Annotated in this window: 18 protein-coding genes; 5 read left to right on the forward strand and 13 right to left on the reverse strand. The window is 40.9% G+C overall.

The window, feature by feature from the left end; translation table 11 throughout:
* Nucleotides 1-91: 91 nt before the first annotated feature.
* The gene (locus IPM47_05040) at nucleotides 92-1,447 is read left to right on the forward strand and encodes a phosphatidylserine/phosphatidylglycerophosphate/cardiolipin synthase family protein (GenBank protein ID QQS30317.1); all 1,356 of its coding nucleotides are present in this window, start codon (nucleotides 92-94) and stop codon (nucleotides 1,445-1,447) included.
* Between the two features lie 863 nt (nucleotides 1,448-2,310).
* Here IPM47_05040 and IPM47_05045 read toward each other — a convergent pair.
* The 8 genes from IPM47_05045 to rpoN all read right to left on the reverse strand — a co-directional run bounded on the left by IPM47_05045 (nucleotide 2,311) and on the right by rpoN (nucleotide 11,101).
* Nucleotides 2,311-3,858 carry a hypothetical protein gene (locus IPM47_05045; protein ID QQS30318.1) on the reverse strand — a complete coding sequence of 516 codons (1,548 nt, stop codon included), beginning with the start codon at nucleotides 3,856-3,858 and terminating at the stop codon, nucleotides 2,311-2,313.
* A gap of 94 nt (nucleotides 3,859-3,952) precedes the next feature.
* A complete protein-coding gene (locus IPM47_05050; protein ID QQS30319.1) occupies nucleotides 3,953-5,227 on the reverse strand; it encodes an outer membrane protein transport protein in 1,275 nt (424 codons plus the stop codon).
* The gene (locus IPM47_05055; protein ID QQS30320.1) at nucleotides 5,211-5,957 is read right to left on the reverse strand and encodes a type III pantothenate kinase; all 747 of its coding nucleotides are present in this window, start codon (nucleotides 5,955-5,957) and stop codon (nucleotides 5,211-5,213) included. The genes IPM47_05050 and IPM47_05055 overlap by 17 nt, the downstream gene beginning before the upstream one ends.
* Before the next feature lie 152 nt (nucleotides 5,958-6,109).
* A complete protein-coding gene (gene lysM / locus IPM47_05060; GenBank protein ID QQS30321.1) occupies nucleotides 6,110-6,616 on the reverse strand; it encodes a peptidoglycan-binding protein LysM in 507 nt (168 codons plus the stop codon).
* 146 nt (nucleotides 6,617-6,762) lie between these two features.
* Nucleotides 6,763-7,383: a recombination protein RecR gene (gene recR / locus IPM47_05065; protein ID QQS30322.1), complete on the reverse strand. Its 621-nt coding sequence runs from the start codon at nucleotides 7,381-7,383 to the stop codon at nucleotides 6,763-6,765.
* Between the two features lie 123 nt (nucleotides 7,384-7,506).
* Nucleotides 7,507-8,652, reverse strand: a complete 1,146-nt coding sequence (locus IPM47_05070) for an endonuclease/exonuclease/phosphatase family protein (GenBank protein ID QQS30323.1) — start codon at nucleotides 8,650-8,652, stop codon at nucleotides 7,507-7,509.
* A gap of 149 nt (nucleotides 8,653-8,801) precedes the next feature.
* Nucleotides 8,802-9,482, reverse strand: a complete 681-nt coding sequence (locus IPM47_05075; protein ID QQS30324.1) for a hypothetical protein — start codon at nucleotides 9,480-9,482, stop codon at nucleotides 8,802-8,804.
* A gap of 122 nt (nucleotides 9,483-9,604) precedes the next feature.
* Nucleotides 9,605-11,101, reverse strand: a complete 1,497-nt coding sequence (rpoN, locus tag IPM47_05080; protein ID QQS30325.1) for an RNA polymerase factor sigma-54 — start codon at nucleotides 11,099-11,101, stop codon at nucleotides 9,605-9,607.
* Between the two features lie 827 nt (nucleotides 11,102-11,928).
* Between rpoN and IPM47_05085 the strand changes: the two genes are divergently transcribed.
* Nucleotides 11,929-13,581 carry a peptidoglycan DD-metalloendopeptidase family protein gene (locus IPM47_05085; GenBank protein ID QQS30326.1) on the forward strand — a complete coding sequence of 551 codons (1,653 nt, stop codon included), beginning with the start codon at nucleotides 11,929-11,931 and terminating at the stop codon, nucleotides 13,579-13,581.
* 30 nt (nucleotides 13,582-13,611) lie between these two features.
* Complete coding sequence (locus tag IPM47_05090; GenBank protein QQS30327.1) at nucleotides 13,612-14,043, forward strand: RidA family protein; 432 nt, start codon at nucleotides 13,612-13,614, stop codon at nucleotides 14,041-14,043.
* 20 nt (nucleotides 14,044-14,063) lie between these two features.
* Here IPM47_05090 and IPM47_05095 read toward each other — a convergent pair whose 3' ends face one another.
* The 3 genes from IPM47_05095 to rplU form a co-directional block, all read right to left on the reverse strand.
* Entirely contained in the window at nucleotides 14,064-14,555 is a 492-nt protein-coding gene (locus tag IPM47_05095; GenBank protein QQS30328.1) for a hypothetical protein, read from the reverse strand.
* 288 nt (nucleotides 14,556-14,843) lie between these two features.
* On the reverse strand, nucleotides 14,844-15,110 hold the full coding sequence (gene rpmA / locus IPM47_05100) for a 50S ribosomal protein L27 (GenBank protein ID QQS30329.1): 267 nt from the start codon (nucleotides 15,108-15,110) through the stop codon (nucleotides 14,844-14,846).
* Nucleotides 15,111-15,170: 60 nt separating this feature from the next.
* Nucleotides 15,171-15,479, reverse strand: coding sequence for a 50S ribosomal protein L21 (gene rplU, locus IPM47_05105; protein QQS30330.1), 309 nt, complete (start codon nucleotides 15,477-15,479; stop codon nucleotides 15,171-15,173).
* A gap of 299 nt (nucleotides 15,480-15,778) precedes the next feature.
* Here rplU and IPM47_05110 point away from each other — a divergent pair, with 299 nt between their 5' ends.
* Entirely contained in the window at nucleotides 15,779-17,188 is a 1,410-nt protein-coding gene (locus tag IPM47_05110) for an MBL fold metallo-hydrolase (protein QQS30331.1), read from the forward strand.
* Nucleotides 17,189-17,255: 67 nt separating this feature from the next.
* On the opposite strand, the gene IPM47_05115 is transcribed toward IPM47_05110, so the two are convergent.
* Entirely contained in the window at nucleotides 17,256-19,523 is a 2,268-nt protein-coding gene (locus IPM47_05115) for a VWA domain-containing protein (protein ID QQS30332.1), read from the reverse strand.
* 164 nt (nucleotides 19,524-19,687) lie between these two features.
* The gene (locus IPM47_05120) at nucleotides 19,688-20,467 is read right to left on the reverse strand and encodes a DUF4294 domain-containing protein (GenBank protein ID QQS30333.1); all 780 of its coding nucleotides are present in this window, start codon (nucleotides 20,465-20,467) and stop codon (nucleotides 19,688-19,690) included.
* Nucleotides 20,468-20,705: 238 nt separating this feature from the next.
* Here IPM47_05120 and IPM47_05125 point away from each other — a divergent pair, with 238 nt between their 5' ends.
* Nucleotides 20,706-21,551 (forward strand): energy transducer TonB, encoded by an 846-nt coding sequence (locus IPM47_05125; GenBank protein ID QQS30334.1) that lies wholly within the window; start codon nucleotides 20,706-20,708, stop codon nucleotides 21,549-21,551.
* The last annotated feature ends 3,126 nt before the right edge of the window (nucleotides 21,552-24,677 follow it).

The following is a 24,677-nucleotide window of genomic DNA, read 5'->3' on the forward strand; positions in this document are numbered from 1 at the left end:
AAATTAAATCCGGCCATTAATCCTTCCCTCCTCTTCTTTCATCCATTTTTTACCCGATTTTGGGAACGGGCATTGCACGACTTGAACAATTATGCTACTTTTTCAGAAAACAGCAAAGGCAATTTTCCGGTCAATCGCCTTTTCCTTGCTGATACTTGCTCCGTTTGGATGGTTGCAAGCCGATATTTTCCGGATTTTGGACGAAGACAAAGAAGCGCTTCAATGCCGGATTGACCTGATTCAACAAGCCGAGCGCGAAATTCTGCTATCTTACTACATTGTCAATGACGATGTATTGGGCAATGCCCTTTTTTATCTTTTAGTCGAAGCCAGCCAACAACGCGGGGTAAAAGTACACCTGTTGGTTGACGCTTTCCGGAGCCGGATTGCCAAGCCAACTATTGCCTACTTAGAAGAAAACGGCGTAACTGTGCAGGTTTTTAACCCCGGCAGGCTGTTTAAACCCAGAAGCATTACCCACCGCCTGCACGACAAAATTTTTATGACCGATGCCCGAAGTTTTATTACCGGAGGAAGAAACCTGAAACGCGATTATTACGAACTGGGCGAGACCTTTAACTTTACCGACCGGGATGTGTTGGTTCAGGGTGAAGCGGCTGTCAAAGAAGCACGCATTCATTTTTTCAGTATCTGGAATAACCGGAAATTGTCATTCATACGAAAAACAAAAAAACTAACCGAAAAACAACGCATACAAGTCAGACAACAATTGAAAGAGGCCATTGAATTACTTCAGCGCCAAAATATCATCCGGTTGCACACCCAAACTGATTGGACAAATGTGCCCCCGACAGCCTCGCCGGTCTTTTTTGAACACGACGATTTCTTTGTACGCAAAGGCAACAAAATGGTAGAAACTGATATAAAAGACCTTCGCAGTACAAAAGCGTTTATCGGATTGGTCAATCGTGCAAAACACAGTATTGTGTTTGAAAATGCTTATGTCATTCCAACCCGAAGATGGAGAAATGCTTTAAAAAAAGCGGCAGAACGGGGAGTATCCGTCAGAATACTGACCAATTCAATTGCAACCAACGATGTGATGATTGCACAGGCAGCCTATCTCAACCAACGAAAAAAACTCTTAAAAATGGGAATCGAACTTTGGGAATACCGGATGCACGAAAGAACCCTGCACACAAAAGCAGGCATCATAGACGACACCATTTCCATCGTTGGCAGCTATAACCTTCATGCGGTGTCACAAAAATGGACAACGGAAGTTTTAGCATGGGTGGCCGATCCCGATATCGCGCGGCAACATAAAGCAATGATGGATAAAAACCTCGAATATTCCATAAAAATCGGCCCTAACAACCGACCGGTTCTCCCGGGCGGAATAACGATTTCAAAGCCCCCTTTTAACCGAAGAATAAAAACCTTTTTGGCGAGATACAGCCTTGCTTATGTCTTTGCATTGATATAAACAAATCCCCGAATTTAAATAAAGCAGTTAAATGCTATCAGCCCAGGACGGGTTTGGTTTGTGCTATACACATATTTATAAATGCTCGCTTAACAAGCGCTTTTTATGCCTCCGCAAAGCCTCAAAGCACCCCTGCAACGGGTTAAATCACCTCTGCAATGACTTATTGCACCCCTGCATTTCTTCAAATCGCCCCTGCAAAGGCTTATTGCACCCCTGCAACGGGTTAAATCACTTCTGCAATGGCATAATGCACCTTTGCATTGGCTCAAAGTACCCGTGCAATAACCTATTGCGCCCCTGAAATGGCTTATGGCACCTCTGCATTACATCAAATCACCCCTGCAATGACTTAATGCACCCCTGCATTGGCTCAAAGTCCCCCTGCAATGACTTTTTGTCAACCCTGTTTGATGCCTTACATCTTGTTTTTTTACACTAATAAGTGGGGAGGCATCCCCTGATATTCCATGTTTAGTGTGCATTGATTATTCTATGTCTGCCTGAAATTCTTTGCAAAGCCGGCATTTTTTGATGCATTGGGAGGTATTTTTTAATCTCGGCTTCAAATTCAGGCTTGTGCGGGTCTATTAGAGGAGGGCTATAAAAAAGCGATATTCCTCCCTTCCAAAGTAGAAAGTACCTAATCAATTCCAAACCGGTTTTTCGGGCCAACATCGCCGGAACAGGCAAATCTTCTTTACAGAATACTTGTGGGTTTCGGTTATTTTGGGTGAATATTTATTATTTGATTGTTTTATCAAATGCTTTGCAGGTAAAGCTACATTTTCCATAACAAAAAAAGCACAGGCATTTAAGACCTGTGCTTTTAAATGAACAACTTTTATATTTGAGCAGATTGCTTAACGGATCGTAGTGTTTTGCTGTATCCAGCATTTTACCGTAACCGGTGTGCCGGTTGTGTAGCCTTTAAAAAATAGCGTTTCTTTGTTGGGGAACCCTTTGGAGGCGGCATTGATTTTTTCAGATGCTTTTGCTGCCACACTGGGGTCAATGTCTCTCGCTCTTGCATACATATCGGCAGCCACCCAATAAATAGCATGTCCGTCAAAGCCGTCGTCTCCGCATGAACCTTTGCTTCGCATATAAAGGTCGCCGATAAAAATATAAGGTTCTCCGGAACCGGGCTGAAGGTCGGCAGCTTTTTTGGCATACTGCCGCGCTTTAGAATAATTGCCATTGGCTACCTGTTCAATTTTTGCCAACTGCATATATACTTTTGATTCTTTGGCAGGGTCATTTTCTAATTCTAAAGATTGAAGATAGTATTTAATGGCATTGCCAAAGTCGCTGTTTTTTTGATATTGTTGAGCGATAAACCTTGCCTGAGAAGCAGAAGGCTCCAGCGTTTGCCATTTAAGCAATACTTCAAAATAGAGCGGAGTGTCAGTACAACGGGTTTGTTTTAGCTTTGAATAAACCTGTTTCAGGGTGCTGATGTCGTTTGGATTAGCCCGGTATTTATCTCCGAATATTTGTAAAACAGTAGGACAATCGGTCGAGGCAGTAGCAGTAGCTGCAGATGTTGCAGCATCAACCCGTTCTTTCCAGTTTTCCATAACTTCCTGAACTTGTTTGTAGAGGGCGGCATAGTATTCATCTTCATTGTTTTCCACATTGTTGTTGACAATATCAATAAGATAGTCATAAGCCGCAAACATAGAATCGGGTTTAATTACCTTGGTTTGGTAAAGCGAAACCATATCTTTAAAATATTGGTAAACAATATCGTAAGGTGCATCTTCGGTCTCTTCGGCAATGGCCTTTTGGCGCATTAAAATTAAGGCATCAGTTTCATGCGGTTTGTAGGTAGCATAAGTCCGCGCTTTCAGGCTATACATTTGAGCGGTTTCGTTAAAAGCGGTTCCTCGTTTGTCGTACAATTGAAATATGGTGTCTAAGTAGGCATAGGCTTTTGCCTCATCCAAAAATTTCCATTTTACCAAACCTCCGTTGTCTTTACAAGGGCTATCCTCAATGTAACCCGGAATTGTAGAACCATCTTTGCAAACAGCGTCTTCAATCTGTTTCTCCAAAAATGTTCTGTACATTTTTTCACCATCAATATAAGGTGTTTTACGGGCAGTTGGGGCGTTTTTAATCACATAACGCCAATAAGGCAAGGCATCGGCGTATAGGTTTTGTTTGTAGTATTCCCGATAGAGTGAATAATTTTGGACCGTTTCAACGCTGTCCGGTCCCCATTTGCCGGCAACTTCCATAAACAAGGCATCTGCTTCTGTTGCCTGAACAGTTTTGGAAGTTTGTTTTTCTTCGGTTTTAGGTTCGTTTTTTTTGCCTTTTTTCTGAGCATATCCCTGAAAAGTAAGGCTGCCAAAAATCAGGGAGGTTATTAGGGCAAGCAGGCAAATTTTCGACAATCTTTGCATGATGGGATGGTTTGTTTTTTAAAGTAGGAAATTAATAGTTGAATAAAATTTTTTTTGCCTTTCGTTCATGTAACAGATATAAAAGAGGTTTGTTTTAATCGTAACGGCGTTTAATAAACCATTTGTCGTTTAAAGTAAAGCCGAAGGTTGCAAGCAGGCTGGTTTCACGAATTAAAGCATTTTGTATAGTACCTCTTTGACCTAATTCCACAGATAAGTTTAATCGTGAACGTACTCTTTTGAGCGGCATACCCATTCCAAAGGTAATGCCCCACTCGGTCAATCTGGTATCATGCATGGTTAATCTGCCTGTTCCGAAATACCCGCCGGCGCTGTAAGAAGAGTTTTTAAAAAAACTTCCTGAAGAGCGGCTGTCGGGAACTATGGTTGCTCCGGTTGAAAATTTAAGACTATTGGTCAGTGAGGTATCTGATTGTTCATAAAACCTGAACTGTTCCCAGTTTTCCCAGCTAACGTCAGCACTGACAATCCATTGGTCTGTGCTTTGAAGTGATACGCCGGTCGAAATCTTGGCAGGCAGTGAAATTTTACCTTTCTGATCGTTGGTAATAAAAAGCGTATCTATCACCGAAACATTATCATCTTCAATCTGAGCCCTTTCCCAACGAGTATTCTGTGTACTGTTAAGCTTGGTGCCTGCATTTCCGGATGCTCCAAAAATCAGGTTCAGCTTTTTCGACAGTTTCAAATCATACTGAAGCCCCAAATTCCAGATAAATCCTCTTGGGAAAATATCCTGAGTTCTTACATTGTTAAATACATTTTCTTCAGAAGGGAATGTTTGTCGCAATTGCCGCGATTGAGTGCCAAAAACATAGCCAAGGTTGAGCCCGGCAGAAACAGACTTATATTTAAATCCATTGCCGAAATAAACCTGATACAATTGCCCGTTCCCTAAAAATCTGTACTGAAGGGTGTCAATTCCCTCCTGACTCTTATTGACCGATATGTCGTAGTGAAAATAGCTGTAGGGCAATATTCCGAAACTTGCCCCCCAATATTTTTTTAACGGAAACGCAAAGGCCAGGTAAGAAAGGTTGCCGGTAGCAGTACGATGCTGCTCGGTGGCAGTATTGAGCCACAAGGCGCTGCCCTGAAGAGCAATTTCGTAGGTAGTCAGTTGCAGAGAACTATAAGAAGCCGGATTGCCGTAGTTTATATTCAGCGGGGTTCGCAAAGCAGTACTGACACCGCCCATTGCGCGGTTAAATGCAAACTGAGTTGGGTGTATATCACCGGTGCCGGCAATGGAGTAGGGAGAATTGACCTGGTTGATCTGAGCGAAACCTTTAAACGAAAAGAAAAATGAAAAAATCAGGAGGCAAAATGCCTTAGATGTTGCCGACATTATATTGTAAAATTTTGTTCAACCCTTCGGGTACTAAATTTGGGGACACAAATATCTGATTATTAAGCCTCTTTTCAAAAAAAATGGCATCTCCTCCTGTTAATATGACTTTTTGTACCGAATATTCCTGTCGGTAGCGGTCTATAATGCCGTCCATTTCGGCCAAAGCACTCACAATAACACCCGAAATCAGGGAATAGTATGTATTGTTGCCTACTAATGGCAAAAAATTGATTTCATCAAGTGTTGTTTCAATAAACGGCAATTTTTGGGTAAAGGTGTGCAAAGCCTTAAATCTCATCATAATTCCGGGTGAAATGGCACCACCCAAATAGCTGCCTTTGGCATTGATGAAATCATATTTGATGCAAGTACCGGCATCTATGACCAATAGATTGGTTTCCGGAAACAGGTTATTAGCTCCTATTACTGCCGCTAACCGGTCGTTGCCCAATGTTTGCGGAGTCTCATATTTGTTGTCTATCGGAATTGGTGTTGAGGCTGAAAGCAGCACCAAAACAGTTTTCCTGCAAATAGTATCAATCAGATCGTCAGCGTTTTTTCCAACTGACGAAACAATTGTATGGCGGATTTGAAAGTCATCAATCAACCTGTTCATATTTTCAACAGTTGGCAAACCGTTGAAAATGGTGTGTTGAACCAATTGATTTTGCCGGTCAAACACGGCAACCTTGGTTCGGGTATTGCCTATATCCAGACACAGGTTCATATTCTATGAGATAACGTTGTTTTAGGGCAAAAAAATATCGGTGAAATCTTACCGAAAAAAAATGGGCAAGACTACACCGATATTCTTTGTTCGCACATTGTTGTCGTAATTATGAACGAACGATTTTAAATTAGAATCAGTAAAATGAAATCTTAAAGAGCAGGAATGCGCAACACCTGTCCGGGATAAATCTTATCAGGGTCAGACAACATGGGTTTGTTGGCTTCAAAAATAACCATGTATTTATTGGCATTGCCATAAAACTCTTTGGCAATTTTTGAAAGCGTATCGCCTTTAACAACAGTGTAGTATTGCGAGTCAGTCTGCTCAACACTGCGATCTTCGGGCAACGAAATACGGTCTTCGACATAAGCAATACCATCAACATTGCCGCAAACCAAAATTGCTTTTTCTTTGTCGGACACACTGTATGCTTTACCGTGAACAATTGCGGTTTCATCGTTTACCTGTATGTATAGGTCTTCAATGTTCAATCCGAATTTGCGCACTTCGCTTTCTAATAAAAGCGCTTTTTGAGCATCCAATTCTTCCTGGCTTAAAACGGGAGTAGTTGACACAACTTCTTTTTTCTCAGCGGTCTCATCTTTTCTTCCGAAAAGTTTAGCACCGGCATTTTTCATAAACGAAATAAGTCCCATTGTTTAGTGTTATTTAGTGGTTACAAAATATAATTTTCATAGAAGATGCAAATATAAGGTCTTTTTCTGTTTAACCAAAAAAAGGCTGTTTGGATTGCATAAATTGATGAAAAAATTTTAAAAAAAATAAATTGTTCCTCCTTCGTTTATCTGCTTAACAGATAGTTCTCATAAGGCAACCTTGTGGCAATAGACCGGGCAAGCGTAAATTCATCTACATATTCCAGTTCTCCGCCAAATGCAATGCCGCGCGCAACAGTAGTTATTTTAACCGGTAAGCCTGACAGTTTTTTGGAAATGTAAAAAATAGTGGTGTCGCCTTCCATTGTCGGGCTTAAAGCCATGATGAGTTCTTCTACAATTTCGGTTTTTACCCGCTCTACCAGGCTTTCAATTTGGAGGTTATCAGGGCCAATACCATCTATAGGTGAAATAACTCCACCAATCACATGATAAACTCCGTTAAACTGCTGTGTATTTTCTATCGCTATCACATCCCTTAGCGTCTCTACCACACAAACGAGGGTTTTGTTTCTCGAAGGGCTGGCACAAATATTGCAAATTTCGGTGTCAGCCACATTATGGCATATCTTGCACTTTTTAATGTCATTGCGCATCCTGATAATCGTTTCGCTGAACCGCTCTACTTCTTTGGAGTCTTGTTTAAGCAAATGCAACACCAGCCGAAGGGCAGTTTTTTTTCCGATACCCGGAAGTTTTGAAAATTCATTGACAGAGTCTTCGATATGTTTAGATGGATAATTCATAAAAGGGGACAAAAAAAAATAGAAAGTAAAGACCTGAAAAAAATTTTACTGCTCATTGCTTGGAGGAAAAAAGGCTTGCCCTTTCGTCCGTAAAGGTACGGAAGAATTTATGATACTTCTGCCTTACTTAGGAGGTAACTCCAAAGTACAAACAATGGCATAATGGTCTGAATAGTCTTTTTTAAGAATAGAAAAGCCATGAGAAACCATTGTTGGATCATGTAGGATATAGTCAATGCGAAGGTTAGGGGTAAGGGCGTTATAGGTTTTGCCCATTCCAAAATCACTTTTTAAAAATGCATCCTGTAGATTTTTACTGATGGTGCGGTAGGTATAGGATGCAGGCACATCGTTAAAATCGCCACAAACAACAACAGGATGGGGCGATTTTTGGATATGTTCTGCCAGCACGCGGGCTTGTGTACTTCTCTTTTGAAAACCGCCCCCCAGTTTCACCACAATATCCTTGGCTTTTTGTAAAGCCGTTTGTTTTAAAGGGTTATCATTCAGATTTCCGGAAAGTTCGCTGATGTATTTGACTTCTTTGTCAGCAAGTTTAAATGATTGTAAATGGGCATTAAAAATGCGAATTAATTTGCCGTTTACCTCTACATCTGCATAAGCCACTATATTTCCGGTGGAGTTGCTGAATACAATTTTATCAGGATTGGACAATGGGTATTTTGAAAAAATAGCTTCCCCCCAATGATCTTTACCTCTCAGTGAAAGTGTTTTTTCAAAATGGTAATATTTATAGCCTAATTCATTGACCAGCAACTTAATGTTATGTAACTCGCCTTTGTCTTCGGTATAAAACTCCTGAAAACAAATAATATCGGGATTTTCTGCTCGAATCAAATTCAGCATCCTGTCTCTGGCAGGGATATTTTCTTTCCAGTTATACAAATCAAAATTGCGAACATTATAACTCATTACCTTTAACATCTGAATTTTCCCTTCGGTGGCAGACTTTGGCACAGAGGTGTTGAGGTTTAAGGCCACAGTTTTAGAAAACATATTGTAGCCAATCAGCAACACGATAAGCATGTAAAAAAACTGCTTCCACTTCTTTCTGAGCAACCAGTACAGGGTAAAAAAAAGATTAACCAACAGAATATAGGGATAACCTAATGCCAAAACAGCAGGTATCCACAGGGTTTCAGGATTGATAAATGGAGCTGTATAGGTACACAGCAATACAACAATCGCAAGGAGATTGAAAAAATAGACCAATTTGTCAAACCAACTAAGCTGCCTTGCTGAATTCATAATATCCCATTGTTGCAGGAAGTATCAAAAACGGAATTATCAACAATAAAGTTTGAATTGCCGGAATTGCAATTAACGCGCTGATAAATGGAAATTGTCTGAAAGGTATTTGAAAAAAGAGACAACAAAAAGAATACGGATGAGAAAAATCAAAATAACAATAAAGAAACTGACATACATAAAAACCCAAGCATATAGCCATTATATACCTCTCGGGGTTGGTGTGCATTTAAAATCAGACGTGAAGTACCTACGGCTCCGGTTAAAAAAATAACCAACATCAAAGCCCAGGCGATATTGAAAATACTGATACCAGAAACAAATAACACCACAGCAAAAGCGCCTCCCATTCCAATGGCATGAATGCTTATTTTCTCGACCATTATATTAACAATCATGGACAAAAACAAGGCAATGGTTGCTCCAAACATCATTTTAGCGGCTATAACCGGCAATTGCTCCCGATACAATACGGTGCAGGTCCATGTGTATAAAAACGCCATCGGCATGAAAACCAAAATGCGTTGCTTGCGGTCAGTAACCTGAAAACTGTCAATAAAATCGAGGCGACGCATCAGGAAAACTATCATCAACGGAAACAAAAGGGTGTAAAGAGCAATGGTTCTGACCACAAAAACAGCTTGACCTGAGGTATAAAAACCAAAAATATTTGGCAAGACCCAAACAATAAACATTGCCAGATAAGTAGGAATCAATACAGGATGCAGCAAAACAGATAATAGATGGGCGACGACTTTGATGCCCGAAAGAACATTTGGCTTTTCTGTATTGAAATCTGAAGGTTTAGGCAAAGGTACTTGTTGTTCCATATTTATATTTTCATTGCCGGGTAAAAAACCTGTGTTGAAACTGATTGGTTGAAATACCGGATAATTCAACAAAAATATATACCCCTGAAATTTAGCAATAACATGCAATTCTGTTATACCGCTTATATCTTTTTTCTAAGTCTTGCTACGGGAATGTCCAAATGTTCGCGGTATTTGGCAACGGTACGGCGGGCAATATTATACCCTCGTTTAACCAGTTCTTCCGTGATTTTCTGATCAGACAAGGGGCGTTTTTTATTCTCTTGTCCTATCAGATCAGACAAAATCTTTTTGATTTCTCTGTTCGACACTTCCTCTCCGCTATCGGTTTGCATAGCCTCGGAGAAGAAAGATTTAAGCGAAAAAGTCCCAAACTCAGTTTGCACAAATTTACTGTTAGAAACGCGCGAAATAGTCGAAATGTCTAAATTGGTAATATCGGCAACATCCTTGAGAATCATAGGTCGCAACTGCGTTTCATCACCGGTAATAAAATAATCGTGCTGATAACTGAGAATAGCTTCCATTGTTTTCAGCATAGTTGTTTGTCTTTGCTTGATGGCATCTATAAACCACTTGGCAGAGTCAATTTTTTGTTTTATAAACAAAATAGCTTCACTTTTTTGTACGTCCTTTTTCTTGTTTTTGGAGCGCGAATATTCTTTCAGCATTTCTTTATAGGTATCACTAATCCTGAGTTCCGGAGTATTACGCGAATTGAGTGTTAGCAATAACTCATCATTCACATTTGTAACAATAAAATCCGGAACAATATAGGTTTCAGGATTGATGGTAGTGTTGTTGGGCGAATAAGCATTTCCGGGTCTTGGGTTCAGTTTTAAAATTTCATCAACTGCACCTCTTAAGTCTTCCATATTGATATGTAACTGACGACAAAGTTTTTCGTAATGCTTCTTGGTAAATTCTTCAAAATGGTCTTCCAATATGGTTATTGCCAGTTTTACGGAATAGTTTTCTTCAGGGTGCCGTCTTTTTAACTGTATCATCAAACACTCCTGCAATGACCGGGCTCCCACGCCGGGAGGATCGAAAGATTGAATAATATGTAACAGGGTTTCTAATTCCGGTACCTCTACCATGATGTTCTGTTTAAAGGCGAGGTCATCACTGATCGAATTCAAACTGCGTCTCAAATAACCATCATCGTCTAAGCTGCCAATCACTTGTTTTGCAATCAGGTATGACGGTTCGTTTATACTTACCATGCCCAATTGCTGCATTAAATATTCGTGAAATGTAACGTCAAATGCTTTTGGAATTGTTCTGTTTTCTTCACTGCTTCCATAATTGGGGTCGTTCAACTTATAGCCGGGTGTTCTGTCATCATCATCATAATACCCGCTCAGGTCATATTCATCAAATCCGTCTTCGTTCTGCTCATTGTTACTGTCAGAACTGTTAGGCTCAGTATGATCCAAAGATACCTGTGTTGCCTGTGCATCATCCAACCTCACCTCCTCCAAAGCAGGATTTTCTTCCAACTCTTGTTTAATCCTTGCTTCGAGCAACAATGTCGGCACTTGCAACAACTTCATCGTCTGAATTTGTTGAGGAGATAATTTCTGAATTTGCTTTTGAACGAGGCGCTGATTTAGCATAATGGTTGTAAGTGTTTTATTTTAGGAAATTGGCTGAGGTTTTATAAAAATTGAATTATCAAAGATACTGTTATAGGTTCAAATTTTTAAAAAATATTTCACTTTTCGCTGAAACAAAAATATATTTTTATTTTCGCAATTCTTTAGGGCTTTATTTTAAAGATGTTTTGTCGTTAGAATTTTACAGCTAATATTATGCCAATTATAAAAACCTTGTGTATTAACAGACAAGTTTTACCTCCTATGACTGTACATTAAAGTTATGAAAACACCTGATACAACCCAACCCTTTTGAAGACATCAGCGATTTAAAACAACTTCTTTATATAACATATCAACAGTCAAAATAGTTAACTCTTCCAAAGTATGCCATTTAGCCTCGTTTTATCTTCAAAAGAGTTGAATTAAAACCCTCTATCTCATCTTTCTGCTTCTTCAGAGTTTATGCCTTCCATTAATACAGTCTGCTTAACACTGAGTGTTTGTTTTTCCCTTGTTTTAATGTGTTAATTTCACCCGATGTGCTTGTATAATAGGGATAGAACACTATCTTTGCGCGTTGTTTTTAAGCTTTTCTAATAAAATAGCTACTCATAGGAGTTTTTTTTGCCGGCAAATCAAGCGCTTTTTGTGCTTGTTTCAGACAATGAGTCCAATGTGTTTTTATAATTAAAAAAGAAAATTACAACCAACCAAAATGAAGTAAGCGCTTTTAAAGTAAACAAAAGTGATAGGGCAATGGGTAAATCTATTGATAAACCACAAAAGATATTTAACCATGCCCTATGCAAGCGATCACATTTTGAGCAATAAACTTAAACACCACAATGGAAGAAAACAGTAACTACTTGCCATACTTTTATTTTTCTCTTTTTTTACTGATTAGTTGTCTCGCTTTTGCCACTACATTCAACAATTTTCATGAAAACTTACTGCAAAAACATTTGTCAGTAAGTCGTTGTACCTACGAAGTCTGTCCGTCCGAAGTAACAACTCTGACCGTTGTAGTACAAGACACTCAAATAAATAGTTTTAAAAAGACCTCTGCCGGAAAAATGGGATTGAACAACTCCGGCTCAAAAACTAATGAATCGCAAACATCTGATACCGTTACTGTCGCGGCTGATTTTCATGCCGAAATGGTAGCAAAAACAGAATGGTGGATTAAACGGTTAATCTATGATGTACGAGATATTTCTACCACTTTTGCTCCACCTGTTGAACTAATGAATACAGATTCAATATCAGAAAACAGTGAGATATTAGCAAATGAACCACCAAAGCCCGACAAGCGGATTGTTGACGGCATCCTTTATATAAATAATGAAATAGCCTCTCCCGAAGAGCATGAACTGATCGGATTGGTTCATCCTTTTTTGAAAGATTCTGTAGCCAAGGCAGACGGGATTTTTTATGTCAACGGAGAATTTGCGGCTAATCAAATAGCTACAAATTTGTTTGAAACCTATTCTCAACCAGCAGGAGAAACCTTATTGGCTGACCAGTCCGGGGAGTTTGATAATCTGCGTGCAACTGCCTCGAGAAGCAATTTTAGAAAACCCGAATCAACATTTGAAGAACTGGCTGATTTTTCAACCACCGAAGATGAGGTGGAAGAAGAAGCAGTATTGGATGTAGTGCCTGCGCCGATTCACAGACCGGCAGGGTCCCCTGTTTCGGGAAGCATGCAAAGAATTTTGCTGACAGATGTATATCAGGAAGAAATACCTTGCAATGCTCATTACGATTATAACTGGAACACCTCCAACATACACCCCTATCGTTACAACCTTTCCACAATGCCCGAAACGGTTGAGTTTTTACTCACACATGGTTTAGACGATGATTTTATCATTCCTGTGGGCGGCATCGTTACCTCAAAATTCGGACCCAGATGGGGACGTTATCATAACGGCGTTGACCTCGACTTAGACAAAGGGGATCAGGTCAAATCTGCATTTGACGGGCGAGTTCGGATTGCGCAGTATTCTTCTTCTTATGGTTATATGGTCGTTGTTCGTCACTTTAACGGGTTGGAGACGACTTATGCACATTTGTCTAAATTAAAAGTCTCTCCAAACCAAGATGTCAAGGCAGGGGATGTAATTGGTTTAGGCGGAAGCACAGGCAGATCTACTGGTTCGCACCTTCATTTTGAAGTGCGTTATAAAGGGTTGCCTCTTGACCCTACTGCCATGATAGACTTTTCAGCCCAAAAATTGAAAAGCCACACCTTTGTTGTAGATAAATATTACTTTTCTTCTTCCTCCCCATATCTGGATGCCCACGACAACAGCTATAACCGTACAAGCTATAGCAGCAGCGGGTCTTCCAAATCAAAGTACCATGTTGTTCGCAAAGGAGATACACTTTATGCGATTGCTCAGAAACACGGCAAACAGGTAAAAGAAATTTGCCGGCTGAACAGAATGAGCACAAACAGCAAGTTACAAGTTGGGCAAAAACTGCGCATCAAGTAATATACATACCGGCAAAATAAAGCGCGGGCTATGAATAAAAATCCAAACGATAAAATCATTACAGACAAAGCCCCAAAGCCCGTTGGTGCATACCCTCATGCAAGAAGAGTGGGTAATTTGCTTTTTTTGTCAGGAATAGGACCCAGAGATGCCAAAACAGGGGTTGATATTCCGGGGTTAATTACTGATAAAAACGGAAATTTTCTCGAATTTGACTTTGAAGCGCAATGTCATTCGGTGTTTAAAAATGTACGTGCCGTTTTGGAAGCTTCCGGTTCCAGTTGGGAAAACCTTGTAGATGTTACCGTCTTTTTGGTCAATATGAAACGGGACTTTAACACCTTTAACCGTTTGTATGCCGAGTATTTCAGCACCAATCAGCCCTGCAGGACAACGGTTGAAGTTAACAGCCTTCCGACATCCATTGCCATCGAGTTGAAATGTATTGCTTTTATTGACTGACAAAATATTAAGTCAGAGTGCTAAATCTCTAATTGCTCAATAATTCCTGCAATATCTTCAAAAGAACGGATACCTGTTTTTATCTCTTCTCCACTGTCAACTGCAATACCCGAGGGACTAATTTCATCTACAATCTTCAGCACATTGCCTGCATGAAAAGGCAGTTGAAGAATGATGTTATAGTCTTTACAAAGTTGATTTAACACTTTTGGGCGCAACTTTGAATCTGCCTGCTGAAGGCTTTCCCAACTGATTCCGGCATCCTTGAAATTTAGTAAAAAACTGGCAGTAAAAGGGGCTTCTTTGTCTAAAAGAACCTGTAGTTCCTTTGCTTTAGTATGGGGCGTAATAAATACCTGCCTGATTATTGTTGAAATTATTGGAGCTAATTGGCGGTAGTCAATGGCGTGATTCATTTGAATAGAATCTAAACCGAGTAAAACTGCCGTTTGGTTAACCTGTTCAATCGAGGCATCTCCAAACTCTCCGACAATGCGTGGCCGGACATCCATCCTATCAACTCGCGGGCTGTGGAAATTGGGATAAAACCTTTATTTACAGGGTTAAAATTAAATCCTGCCCATTCTGCAAAAGTAGCAAAGTATCTTGCATCAGATAAGTTGGCGATACTATTGACCTTTATTCGCGTTTTTAATTGCATGGAATTCAAAAGCTAAGAAACCTGGGGGATAAAATTTAAGATTTGCACTAACTAAAAAAGACACCGCTTACAGATAAGGGTGTCTTTAGACGAATAGTTTAATTTAATCAGTAATCACCAATAAAGCAATGATCTCAGGTTAAGCCTGAGCCACCGGCACTTCTATACTAATAAAGGTGCGGTTAAGCCTTTTGGTTGTGAATTTTACCAATCCTTCGGTCGTAGCAAAGATGGTATGATCTTTTCCAATTCCAACCCCTTCGCCCGGATGGAACTTGGTGCCGCGCTGACGAACGATGATATTACCCGGTTTGGCAAGTTGACCACCATACAATTTTACGCCCAAGCGTTTACTTTTGGAATCGCGTCCATTCTTGGAACTACCTTGACCTTTCTTATGTGCCATGACGGTATATTTTTATGCAGTTAATTAAAAACCTGAAGAAATGCTTTTTCCTTAAGGAAATCAAGCAATAGAATCAATTTTGATTTTGGTGAATTGCTGACGGTGCCCGTTTTTAACGCGGAATCCTTTGCGGCGTTTTTTTCTGAATACAATCACTTTATCGCCTTGCTGATGTGCCAATACCGTAGCAGATACGCTTCTGCCTTCCAAAACGGGTTTGCCAACTTCTACAGCACCTTCATCATCGGTCAGCAACACTTTGTCAAAAGTAATTGAGTCGCCCGGTTCTGCGTTCAGATGGTGAACAAAAATTTCGTTTCCTGCAGCCACCTTAAATTGTTGACCTAATATTTCTACTATTGCGAACATAGCCCTATCTTTTTTTAGTCCGCAAAGGTAAGGGATTTGTTTAACGCAAACAAGTTTTTGAAAATTATTTTACTTTTTTTTGTGAATCAAATTTAAACTCCTTCCTTTTGCGGGCAAGCAGGGTTGAATTTTACTCTCTGGTTTGGCAGTATTGCGCTAAATCCGTTTAAACAGGATGTGCCAATCGAATTTGAGTTTATATTTGCATGTCTATGTGTTTTAAAAAAATTGAGAACAGCGTTTGCTGATTAAAGGCACAGGTTGTTCAAAATTATTAGTAATTTTTTAAACTGTACAACATGAACATTAAGTTTTGCGGAGCAGCAAGGGAAGTTACCGGCAGTTCTCATCTGATAACCCTCGACGATGGGTATAAAATTTTGCTGGACTGCGGCATGTATCATGGAAGCGAGGAGGTGTACAGCAAACTAAACCGGCAATGGATATTTAATCCGGCAGAAATTGATTGCGTTATTCTTTCCCACGCACATATTGACCATAGCGGACGCTTGCCTATGCTTACAAGGGATGGCTTTAGAGGTGAAATTATCTGCACCCATGCAACCCGTGATTTAGCCCTGCTTATGTTAACGGACAGTGCTTTGATTCATGAGCGGGATGCCGAGTTTTCGAACAAACAACCCGGGAGAAAAGAAGAAGACAAGGTAGTTCCGCTTTATGAGTCGGATGATGTAACCAAATGTTTTGGGCAAGTAGTAGGCATAGCTTATGAACATTGGTATCAGATCAATGATAACGTTGAAGTATTGTTGCGTGATAATGGTCATATTTTGGGAAGTGCCAGTGTTACTCTTCGTTTGAAAAACAAAAAAGGAAAAACTGTACATATTGGGTTTACCGGTGATATTGGCCGACCCAATCGCCCTATTCTTCATGATCCTATCCCGATGCCCGAATGCGATGTGATTATCTGCGAGTCAACTTATGGAGACCGCCTTCACGAAAGCAAACCCAACGAAAGGGAAAAATTGCTGAAAATAATTACCGATACTTGTATCAAAAACAAAGGGAAACTGATTATCCCTGCATTCAGTGTGGGTAAAACGCAGGAGGTGGTTTACATGCTGAATTTGCTGCAAAGCGAAGGATTACTGCCTAAAATACCGGTATATGTGGACAGTCCTTTGGCAACAAATGCTACGAATATCTTTCAAATGCACCCTGACTGTTTCGACAAAGACATTACTGAGTATATGCGGGTTGATCCTAACCCTTTCGGTTTCAACCAACTGACCTATGTCAGAACCGTAGATGCTTCGAAACAACTAAACCGAACCAAGCAAGCCTGCATAATCATCAGCGCTTCGGGCATGGCTAATGCGGGAAGAGTAAGACACCATATTTTGCACAATGCAGGAAAAGCAAAAAATACAATTTTATTTACTGGTTATTGCGCACCCGAGACTTTGGGCGGTGAACTGAAAAGCGGTGCTAAAGAGGTAGTTATTTTTGATGAAGTAGTCAGGGTAAAAGCTCGTATTATGGCAATGGACTCTTTCAGCGCACATGGTGACCAACAGGAAATGATTCAGTTTTTGAGTAATCAGGACAAAAAACAATTGAAACAACTGTTTTTAGTGCATGGAGAATACCTCGCCCAACAGTCTTTTCAGAAAGCATTACAAAAAACCGGGTATAAAAATGTCCTTATTCCGGGCTTGGGCGATACCATTTCATTTGAAGTGTAGCAAATGGCCTACTTCACACATTTTTTAAAAAACAGCGGGCGCTAAAAATTACTTCCTGAAGCAATGCTTATTTGGAGGCATCTTTTACCTCCTTCACTTCGACAGGAGGCGCTTCGGTAATCTCGTAGATTTTACCGCCCGTTTCGAGGCGCAATTGTTTACCGATGCGCAAAAACGGGGCATTTTCAGGGGTCGCTATCGCAGCATAAGCCTCTGAAGCAAAAAATAGTTTTTCGCCCTCCCCTTTGTTTTGGGTACTCATATCAGTTAACAGGTTGTCGGCATTTTTGTAAAAAATGCGGTCTTTGACCATGATATATTCTCCGGCTATCCCTTTTTGCTGAGTGCCTTTGGCATCTGTAAAGGTCATGTTTTGCTGACCTGCCTGTAAATGATGCAGGTAATGTGCGCGCATTAATTTTGAAGCAGTTTGGCTGCTAAGCAGTGCGTTAGCGCCTTTTTGCTGGGTTACTCCGGCATATTCCTGCGCATAATCAGAACCCGCATTCACCAGAAAACGGGGGGCAACCCGTTTCTTTTCTTCGCTCAAAAACTGCATGTTTTTAAGTAAAAGATGGGCGGTATAGGGATTAATGATAAAATGTTCTTCGGCAAGGTCGGCAATTTCTTCGCTGAGACCTTCCATATCGTTTCCGTCTGCTTTCAGTTGATTGAGCATTTCACCGGTTGCCCGGGCAGCCCAAAGGGTGGCTACAAAAGGATGTTCATTTGAACTTTCGGGAAACTGGACCTGATAGTCATATCGCTGCATGAGCTTTTTTGAATCTCCAATCAAAGAAACCGTGGTGTTTGCTCCTTTCCGGTATTTACCCAAAATATACAATGTCTGGTCTTTAAACAGGTTATTAGGTTTTTTAGGGTACATTTCGGTTACTTCAAAATTATCACCGAAATATAATTGCAAATTTACCAAAACCGGATTGCTGACCTGATCGTAAAATGCAGTGATGTTGCTTTCAATGGAATTATCGTCTGCAACAAACAAAGCTTCACCTTGGGTATAGTTAGCCAACCTTTCTAAAAAAGCGGCATTTGCCAGATTGCCAATGCCAACGGTAAACAAGCGCAGTGTGCGCACTTTGGCAACATCAATTTCTTCAATCAGTTCATCATGCTCCACAACAATCCCCACCTGAGGTTCTCCGGCACTGACCAACAACACATAGTACGGGCGCATGGGGTCTTTTGAAAAATGAAGGCTCTTGTTAAATGCCCCTTCGTAATTGGCTTTACCTCCGCGTTTAACTGTGCTAAGATAAGAATTTGCCAAGGCGAGATTTGACGAATTGGGCGCTACAAAATCGGGAAAAGCCGATTCGGAAATGTTGGCAAAAGTTACAATATTGAACCGGTCGTTGGCGCTCAGTTTTTTCATGCAGCTTTCTATTGCCTTTTTGACCTTATCCCATTGGGTTTGGGTCATGGTTTCAGCTATATCAATCGCAAAAACAATATCTTTATCTTCCGGTGTGTTTCCGGGACCACCATCAAATGCAAGCATAAAATAGCCTTGTTTTCCGGCTTCTTTGTGGGTAAACAAAGAATACCCTACTGCCTGACTTGTAGTTGAATAGTACAATAAGAAATCCTTATCTATACGACCTCTTTTAGCAGACATTTTATAACTGACCTGTTTGTCGTTGACAAAAGTTGGTGGAAGGTCGTGTGTGGTGCAATAAAAATTGCTCAGCCTTTCTTTGCCTTTAATGGTCAGATTGAATTCTGTATCCTGCAAGGGTTTAGCAGAGAACTTCTGTGTACTGAGGAGATACTCAAATTTGTACCGGTTAGCTTCCGGAGTTAGCTTGTATTTGTAAGTGATTTTTACGGCCAACACACTTCGGGGAGGTGTTTTGTATATGTTTACCCTAAACATCGGACTATTTGCATAGGCCCACCATTCGGGGTTTCCGGTACGGCGAACCAAATCTTTAAACACTTTAAAAGATTTGGCAGGGTCGTAAAGCTCGGCGCGGAACTCGTCCTGATTGATAGCAAAATCTATTTTTTTAACCTGAACATCTTCCGGAAGCGGAAGCAGGTAGTAGGTTTGAAGGGTGTCGGAGCTAATATTGTAATAGGTCTGATTTATCTGAACAGTTACAGAATCTCCGTCAATGTTAACGGTTTGTTTATCGCTCATCAGTTCAATAAAACATGGGTTGAAGCCCTCGGGAAAGGCTTTAAAATAGCTGCTTTCCCTTTCTGTGGGATACCAGTAATAGTCTTTAGGAGAACCCACAAAAAAGCCGTTTGCCCATACTTGGGCATTAACCAATAGCATCAAAGCAATAAAAAGTATCCGGTTTGTCATGTTTTTCTGAAAAATTTACTTCTAATATGGTTATTTGCACAAAGATACTATTTCATAACGTTTTTCAAAAAAACCCCTCACATGGATTATCCCCAAATCCGGACATAAACAAAAAAACCGGAAGCCTGTTGGGGCAACCGGTATTCAGGGCAATAAAAATTAACCTATTTATTTTTTTTCTTTTTAGATTTTATAACCGAATCAACATTTGGAAGTTCAAAGTTTTTGAGATTTTCCGATTCCGGATAAGAACGATACCCAAAGTATTGCACGCCGTTCAGTTCCAAAAAGCTGACAATGTTTTCCAGGTCGCTGTAGTTTTGAGGGTTGTAACCTTCTTTCAGGTCATACCCGTAAGAGCGGCCGATATTGTGGTAAACAAATGCAGAAGCCCAGTTTTTATGTTCTCTGACAATGTTGTAAAATGTTTTGTTTGTTCCCCTTTCAATGAGTTTGATAAGGATTTTACCTTGAGAAATACTCAGGTCTTTCACCTCTTCGGCAAACTGTTTTTTAAGCTGATCTTCCAGATAGTTCCTGTATTTGCGTTCATCTCTGCGGCGGGTCAGCGAGGCATTGACCGCATCCAGCTCATTGATTAACTCTATTGCACGTTGGGCATAAGGATATACTTTTATGACATTGCGCTTTAACCTGCGGTATGCAGCTTCTTCTTCGGGCGAGCGCTTTTTGTCTGACACTATCAACTCTTCCAATTGTACACAGGGTATGGTATCGGTGCCTAAAACACATAACCCTAAAAACGAAATCTGACCAATAGGTTTACCGTAAAGAGAATCGGTTTTTTGAATTTTTTGCGCAAAAACAGTAATAGAAATTATACTCAGTAAAACTGTAAATATAAACTGAACAGGGGTTTTCATTTTAATAATTCGATTGTTGGAATAAAAAACAATGCTAAGATAAGATACGTTCTTTTTCATGACGTTTAACTATAACGAAAAAATACTTTTTTTATGCAAATCTGATTCATTTTGATTTTTGTGTAATCAGGCTGAAAAAATGCGCCCGAAAAGAGGGAGTTTATTTTGTTAGAGGCTAAAAAACCTGCGGTTACTACAAAAACCAATACACCTGCTCAATACGGCTTTTTATACGGGTTTAGGGATGGTAATTTTGAAACAACAAAAAAAGTTGTTCACCAATTAAATTCAAAACACCATGACCTTCACTGCCATTCTTTTGTTGTTAAGCCCGTTTTTATTGCTCGGACTGTTTCGCCTGTTTTTTAGTTTCCGTTCTTCCGAAAGTCTGATGAAAAAATATTCCGGAAAGCCGGTATCTTTTTTGCAAAGAAAATATCCTGAAGCCGACATTCAAAATTTCAGGAGCATTTTTCAAAAAGTAAGTTTAGCGTTAAGCCTGTTGCTGGTTTTATATGCTTTTAACTACAGTACTCAAAAAGCAGAAGTCAAAGCCTTGACGGGAGATTTTGTTTTTGAAGACGATATTGAAATTTTACCGCCTCAGGTGGCTCCACCTCCTAAATTGGCACCCCCTCCTCCTCCTCCTAAAATTGAGATCGTCGAAGACAAAGAAATATTGGAAGATTCTCCCGATTTGGCAAACCTCGAAGCAGATGAAAACACTGTCATAGAGCTTGTCGAATTGCCCGCCGATGTCGGAGAAATTGAACTTCCCAAAGCCGTTGAGCAGCCCAAAATCATAAAAGAAGAAGAACCGGAAGTCTTTGTGATTGTGGAACAAATGCCCGAATTTCCCGGCGGACAGACCGATTTGTTTAAGTTTTTGGCTTCAAACACACATTATCCGGCTATGGCCAGAGAAAACGGTATTGAAGGAACCGTGTATGTCGGTTTTGTGGTGATGGAGGACGGCTCTATCAGTCAAGTTCATATTAAACGTGGATTGCCCGGCGGCGGTGCAGGCATTGACGAGGAAGCATTGAGAGTGGTTAATTTGATGCCAAAATGGAAACCCGGAATGCAAAGAGGTAAAAAAGTACGTGTCGCCTATACGCTTCCCTTTAAGTTTAAATTGGATTAGCAGTTTGAACCCCATTTCCATCGCTATATTTTTGTTAATATAGGGTAAATATGAAACTGCAATATCCCACAGAATACCTGATATTTGGATAGTATAGCACATTGGGAGCGTTCTATTATGTATCTGCAATCTGTATAATTTTCGCTGTGGCGGTTATTCAAATAGCTGCTATCTCTGTTAAAACCCTGTCGGAGTTCTATTCGCTCTGACAGGGTTTTCTGCTAACGCAACATCGCCACTGCCTGCCCTGCTATCCCAAATCCCCTGATGGTGACTTTGGCACACGTTCAATAGTGAAGGTGTTTTGATTGGGTTGGGGTACAAGTTTCCATTATCATCCGGTGCTTATTAAAAAAAGTGCGCTGGTTATCGCCCTCGTTTGCCAATGCGATTTTTCAAACATCATAGGTTTGGCAAACCTATGATGTTTTTAATTACGAGCACCAAATAAACGTACAACCCTTACGGCAGTGAGCAACCGAAATGGCTTTGCCGGTTTCGTAAGCCAGTTTTCGGGTTTGAAACACTTCCTCACCAGTTAGGTTGAAGAGGCTTACCCCTAAATCCCCTGTCACCCCCACCCCCACAGCACCCTGAAGCTAATCTTGTAGGGAGGGCTCTCGAAGACTTTTGCACAGAGAACCACAGAGAAAAATAATATACTCTGTTGGTTCTCTGTGCTGCCTCCGCGAACCTCTGTGATAAAATAATCGCCGGGAATAAAGCAACAAAGCACCGGTACTCCGAAACATCTTCAATTCAGGCAAAAGTAGGAACACCAACCAAACCCCTGCAAAATTAGCACTGAAGAGGGAGGAGTTTCGCCCCTAAGCCCCCAGAAGCTAATCTTGTAGGGAGGGCTCCCGAAGATTTTTGCACAGAGTTACACAGATGTTTTGCACAGAGAACCACAGAGAAAAATAATATACTCTGTGGTTCTCTGTGCTGCCTCCGCGAACCTCTGTGATAAAATAAACGCCGGGGATAAAGCAACAAAACACCGGTACTCCGAAACATCTTCAATTCATGCAAAAGTAGGAACACCAACCAAACCCCTGCAAAATTAGCACTGAAGAGGGAGGAGTTTCGCCCCTAAATCCCCAGAAGCTAATCTTGTAGGGAGGGCTCCCGAAGATTTTTGCACAGAGTTACACAGAGGTTTTGCACAGAGAACCACAGAGAAAAATAATATACTCTGTGGTTCTCTGTGCTGCCTCCCTGAACCTCTGTGATAAAATAATCGCCGGGAATAAAGCAACAAAGCACCGGTACTCCGAAACATCTTCAATTCAGGCAAAAGTCGGAACACCAACCAAACCCCTGCAAAATTAGCACTGAAGAGGGAGGAGTTTCGCCCCTAAATCCCCTGAAGCTAATCTTGTAGGGAAGGCTCCCGAAGATTTTTAAACAGAGAACCACAGAGAAAAATAATATACTCTGTTGGTTCTCTGTGCTGCCTCCGCGAACCTCTGTGATAAAATAATCGCCGGGGATAAAGCAACAAAACACCGGTACTCCGAAACATCTTCAATTCAGACAAAAGTCGGAACACCAACCAAACCCCTGCAAAATTAGCACTGAAGAGGGAGGAGTTTCGCCCCTAAGCCCCCAGAAGCTAATCTTGTAGGGAAGGCTCCCGATGATTTTTAAACAGAGAACCACAGTGAAAAATAATATACTCTGTGGTTCTCTGTGCTGCCTCCGCGAACCTCTGTGATAAAATAAACGCCGGGAATAAAGCAACAAAGCACCGGTACTCCGAAACATCTTCAATTCATGCAAAAGTAGGAACACCAACCAAACCCCTGCAAAATTAGCACTGAAGAGGGAGGAGTTTCGCCCCTAAATCCCCAGAAGCTAATCTTGTAGGGAGGGCTCCCGAAGATTTTTTAAACAGAGAACCACAGTGAAAAATAATATACTCTGTTGGTTCTCTGTGCTGCCTCCGCGAACCTCTGTGATAAAATAATCGCCGGGGATAAAGCAACAAAACACCGGTACTCCGAAACATCTTCAATTCAGGCAAAAGTCGGAACACCAACCAAACCCCTGCAAAGTTAGCACTGAAGAGGGAGGAGTTTCTCCCCTAAGCCCCCAGAAGCTAATCTTGTAGGGAGGGCTCCCGATGATTTTAAACAGAGAACCACAGAGAAAAATAATATACTCTGTGGTTCTCTGTGCTGCCTCCGCGAACCTCTGTGATAAAATAATCGCCGGGAATAAAGCAACAAAGCACCGGTACTCCGAAACATCTTCAATTCAGGCAAAAGTCGGAACACCAACCAAACCCCTGCAAAATTAGCACTGAAGAGGGAGGAGTTTCTCCCCTAAATCCCCTGAAGCTAATCTTGTAGGGAGGGCTCCCGAAGATTTTTGCACAGAGAACCACAGAGAAAAATAATATACTCTGTTGGTTCTCTGTGCTGCCTCCGCGAACCTCTGTGATAAAATAATCTGGGGATAAAGCAACAAAACACCGGTACTCCGAAACATCTTCAATTCAGGCAAAAGTCGGAACACCAACCAAACCCCTGCAAAGTTAGCACTGAAGAGGGAGGAGTTTCTCCCCTAAGCCCCCAGAAGCTAATCTTGTAGGGAGGGCTCCCGATGATTTTTAAACAGAGAACCACAGAGAAAAATAATATACTCTGTGGTTCTCTGTGCTGCCTCCGCGAACCTCTGTGATAAAATAAACGCCGGGGATAAAGCAACAAAACACCGGTACTCCGAAACATCTTCAATTCATGCAAAAGTAGGAACACCAACCAAACCCCTGCAAAATTAGCACTGAAGAGGGAGGAGTTTCGCCCCTAAATCCCTTGAAGCTAATCTTGTAAGGAGGGCTCCCGATGATTTTTGCACAGAGAACCACAGAGAAAAATAATATACTCTGTGGTTCTCTGTGCTGCCTCCGCGAACCTCTGTGATAAAATAATTGCCAAGGAATAAAGCAACAAAGCACCGGTACTCCGAAACATCTTCAATTCAGGCAAAAGTCGGAACACCAACCAAACCCCTGCAAAGTTAGCACTGAAGAGGGAGGAGTTTCTCCCCTAAGCCCCCAGAAGCTAATCTTGTAGGGAGGGCTCCCGATGATTTTTAAACAGAGAACCACAGAGAAAAATA

Source organism: Sphingobacteriales bacterium (genome assembly GCA_016700115.1).
Classification (GTDB): Bacteria; Bacteroidota; Bacteroidia; order Chitinophagales; family UBA2359; genus UBA2359.

Bases quoted from the DNA above. Each gene is read 5' to 3' on its own strand.
- IPM47_05070 (QQS30323.1), bottom strand. From the start codon at position 8,652: ATGAATTCAGCAAGGCAGCTTAGTTGGTTTGACAAATTGGTCTATTTT.
- IPM47_05120 (QQS30333.1), bottom strand. From the start codon at position 20,467: ATGAAAAAGAACGTATCTTATCTTAGCATTGTTTTTTATTCCAACAAT.
- IPM47_05075 (QQS30324.1), bottom strand. From the start codon at position 9,482: ATGGAACAACAAGTACCTTTGCCTAAACCTTCAGATTTCAATACAGAA.
- rpoN (QQS30325.1), bottom strand. From the start codon at position 11,101: ATGCTAAATCAGCGCCTCGTTCAAAAGCAAATTCAGAAATTATCTCCT.
- IPM47_05055 (QQS30320.1), bottom strand. From the start codon at position 5,957: ATGAACCTGTGTCTGGATATAGGCAATACCCGAACCAAGGTTGCCGTG.
- IPM47_05115 (QQS30332.1), bottom strand. From the start codon at position 19,523: ATGACAAACCGGATACTTTTTATTGCTTTGATGCTATTGGTTAATGCC.
- IPM47_05095 (QQS30328.1), bottom strand. From the start codon at position 14,555: ATGGATGTCCGGCCACGCATTGTCGGAGAGTTTGGAGATGCCTCGATT.
- IPM47_05050 (QQS30319.1), bottom strand. From the start codon at position 5,227: ATGTCGGCAACATCTAAGGCATTTTGCCTCCTGATTTTTTCATTTTTC.
- IPM47_05090 (QQS30327.1), top strand. From the start codon at position 13,612: ATGAATAAAAATCCAAACGATAAAATCATTACAGACAAAGCCCCAAAG.
- lysM (QQS30321.1), bottom strand. From the start codon at position 6,616: ATGGGACTTATTTCGTTTATGAAAAATGCCGGTGCTAAACTTTTCGGA.
- IPM47_05045 (QQS30318.1), bottom strand. From the start codon at position 3,858: ATGCAAAGATTGTCGAAAATTTGCCTGCTTGCCCTAATAACCTCCCTG.
- IPM47_05110 (QQS30331.1), top strand. From the start codon at position 15,779: ATGAACATTAAGTTTTGCGGAGCAGCAAGGGAAGTTACCGGCAGTTCT.
- IPM47_05085 (QQS30326.1), top strand. From the start codon at position 11,929: ATGGAAGAAAACAGTAACTACTTGCCATACTTTTATTTTTCTCTTTTT.
- IPM47_05040 (QQS30317.1), top strand. From the start codon at position 92: ATGCTACTTTTTCAGAAAACAGCAAAGGCAATTTTCCGGTCAATCGCC.
- rplU (QQS30330.1), bottom strand. From the start codon at position 15,479: ATGTTCGCAATAGTAGAAATATTAGGTCAACAATTTAAGGTGGCTGCA.
- recR (QQS30322.1), bottom strand. From the start codon at position 7,383: ATGAATTATCCATCTAAACATATCGAAGACTCTGTCAATGAATTTTCA.
- rpmA (QQS30329.1), bottom strand. From the start codon at position 15,110: ATGGCACATAAGAAAGGTCAAGGTAGTTCCAAGAATGGACGCGATTCC.
- IPM47_05125 (QQS30334.1), top strand. From the start codon at position 20,706: ATGACCTTCACTGCCATTCTTTTGTTGTTAAGCCCGTTTTTATTGCTC.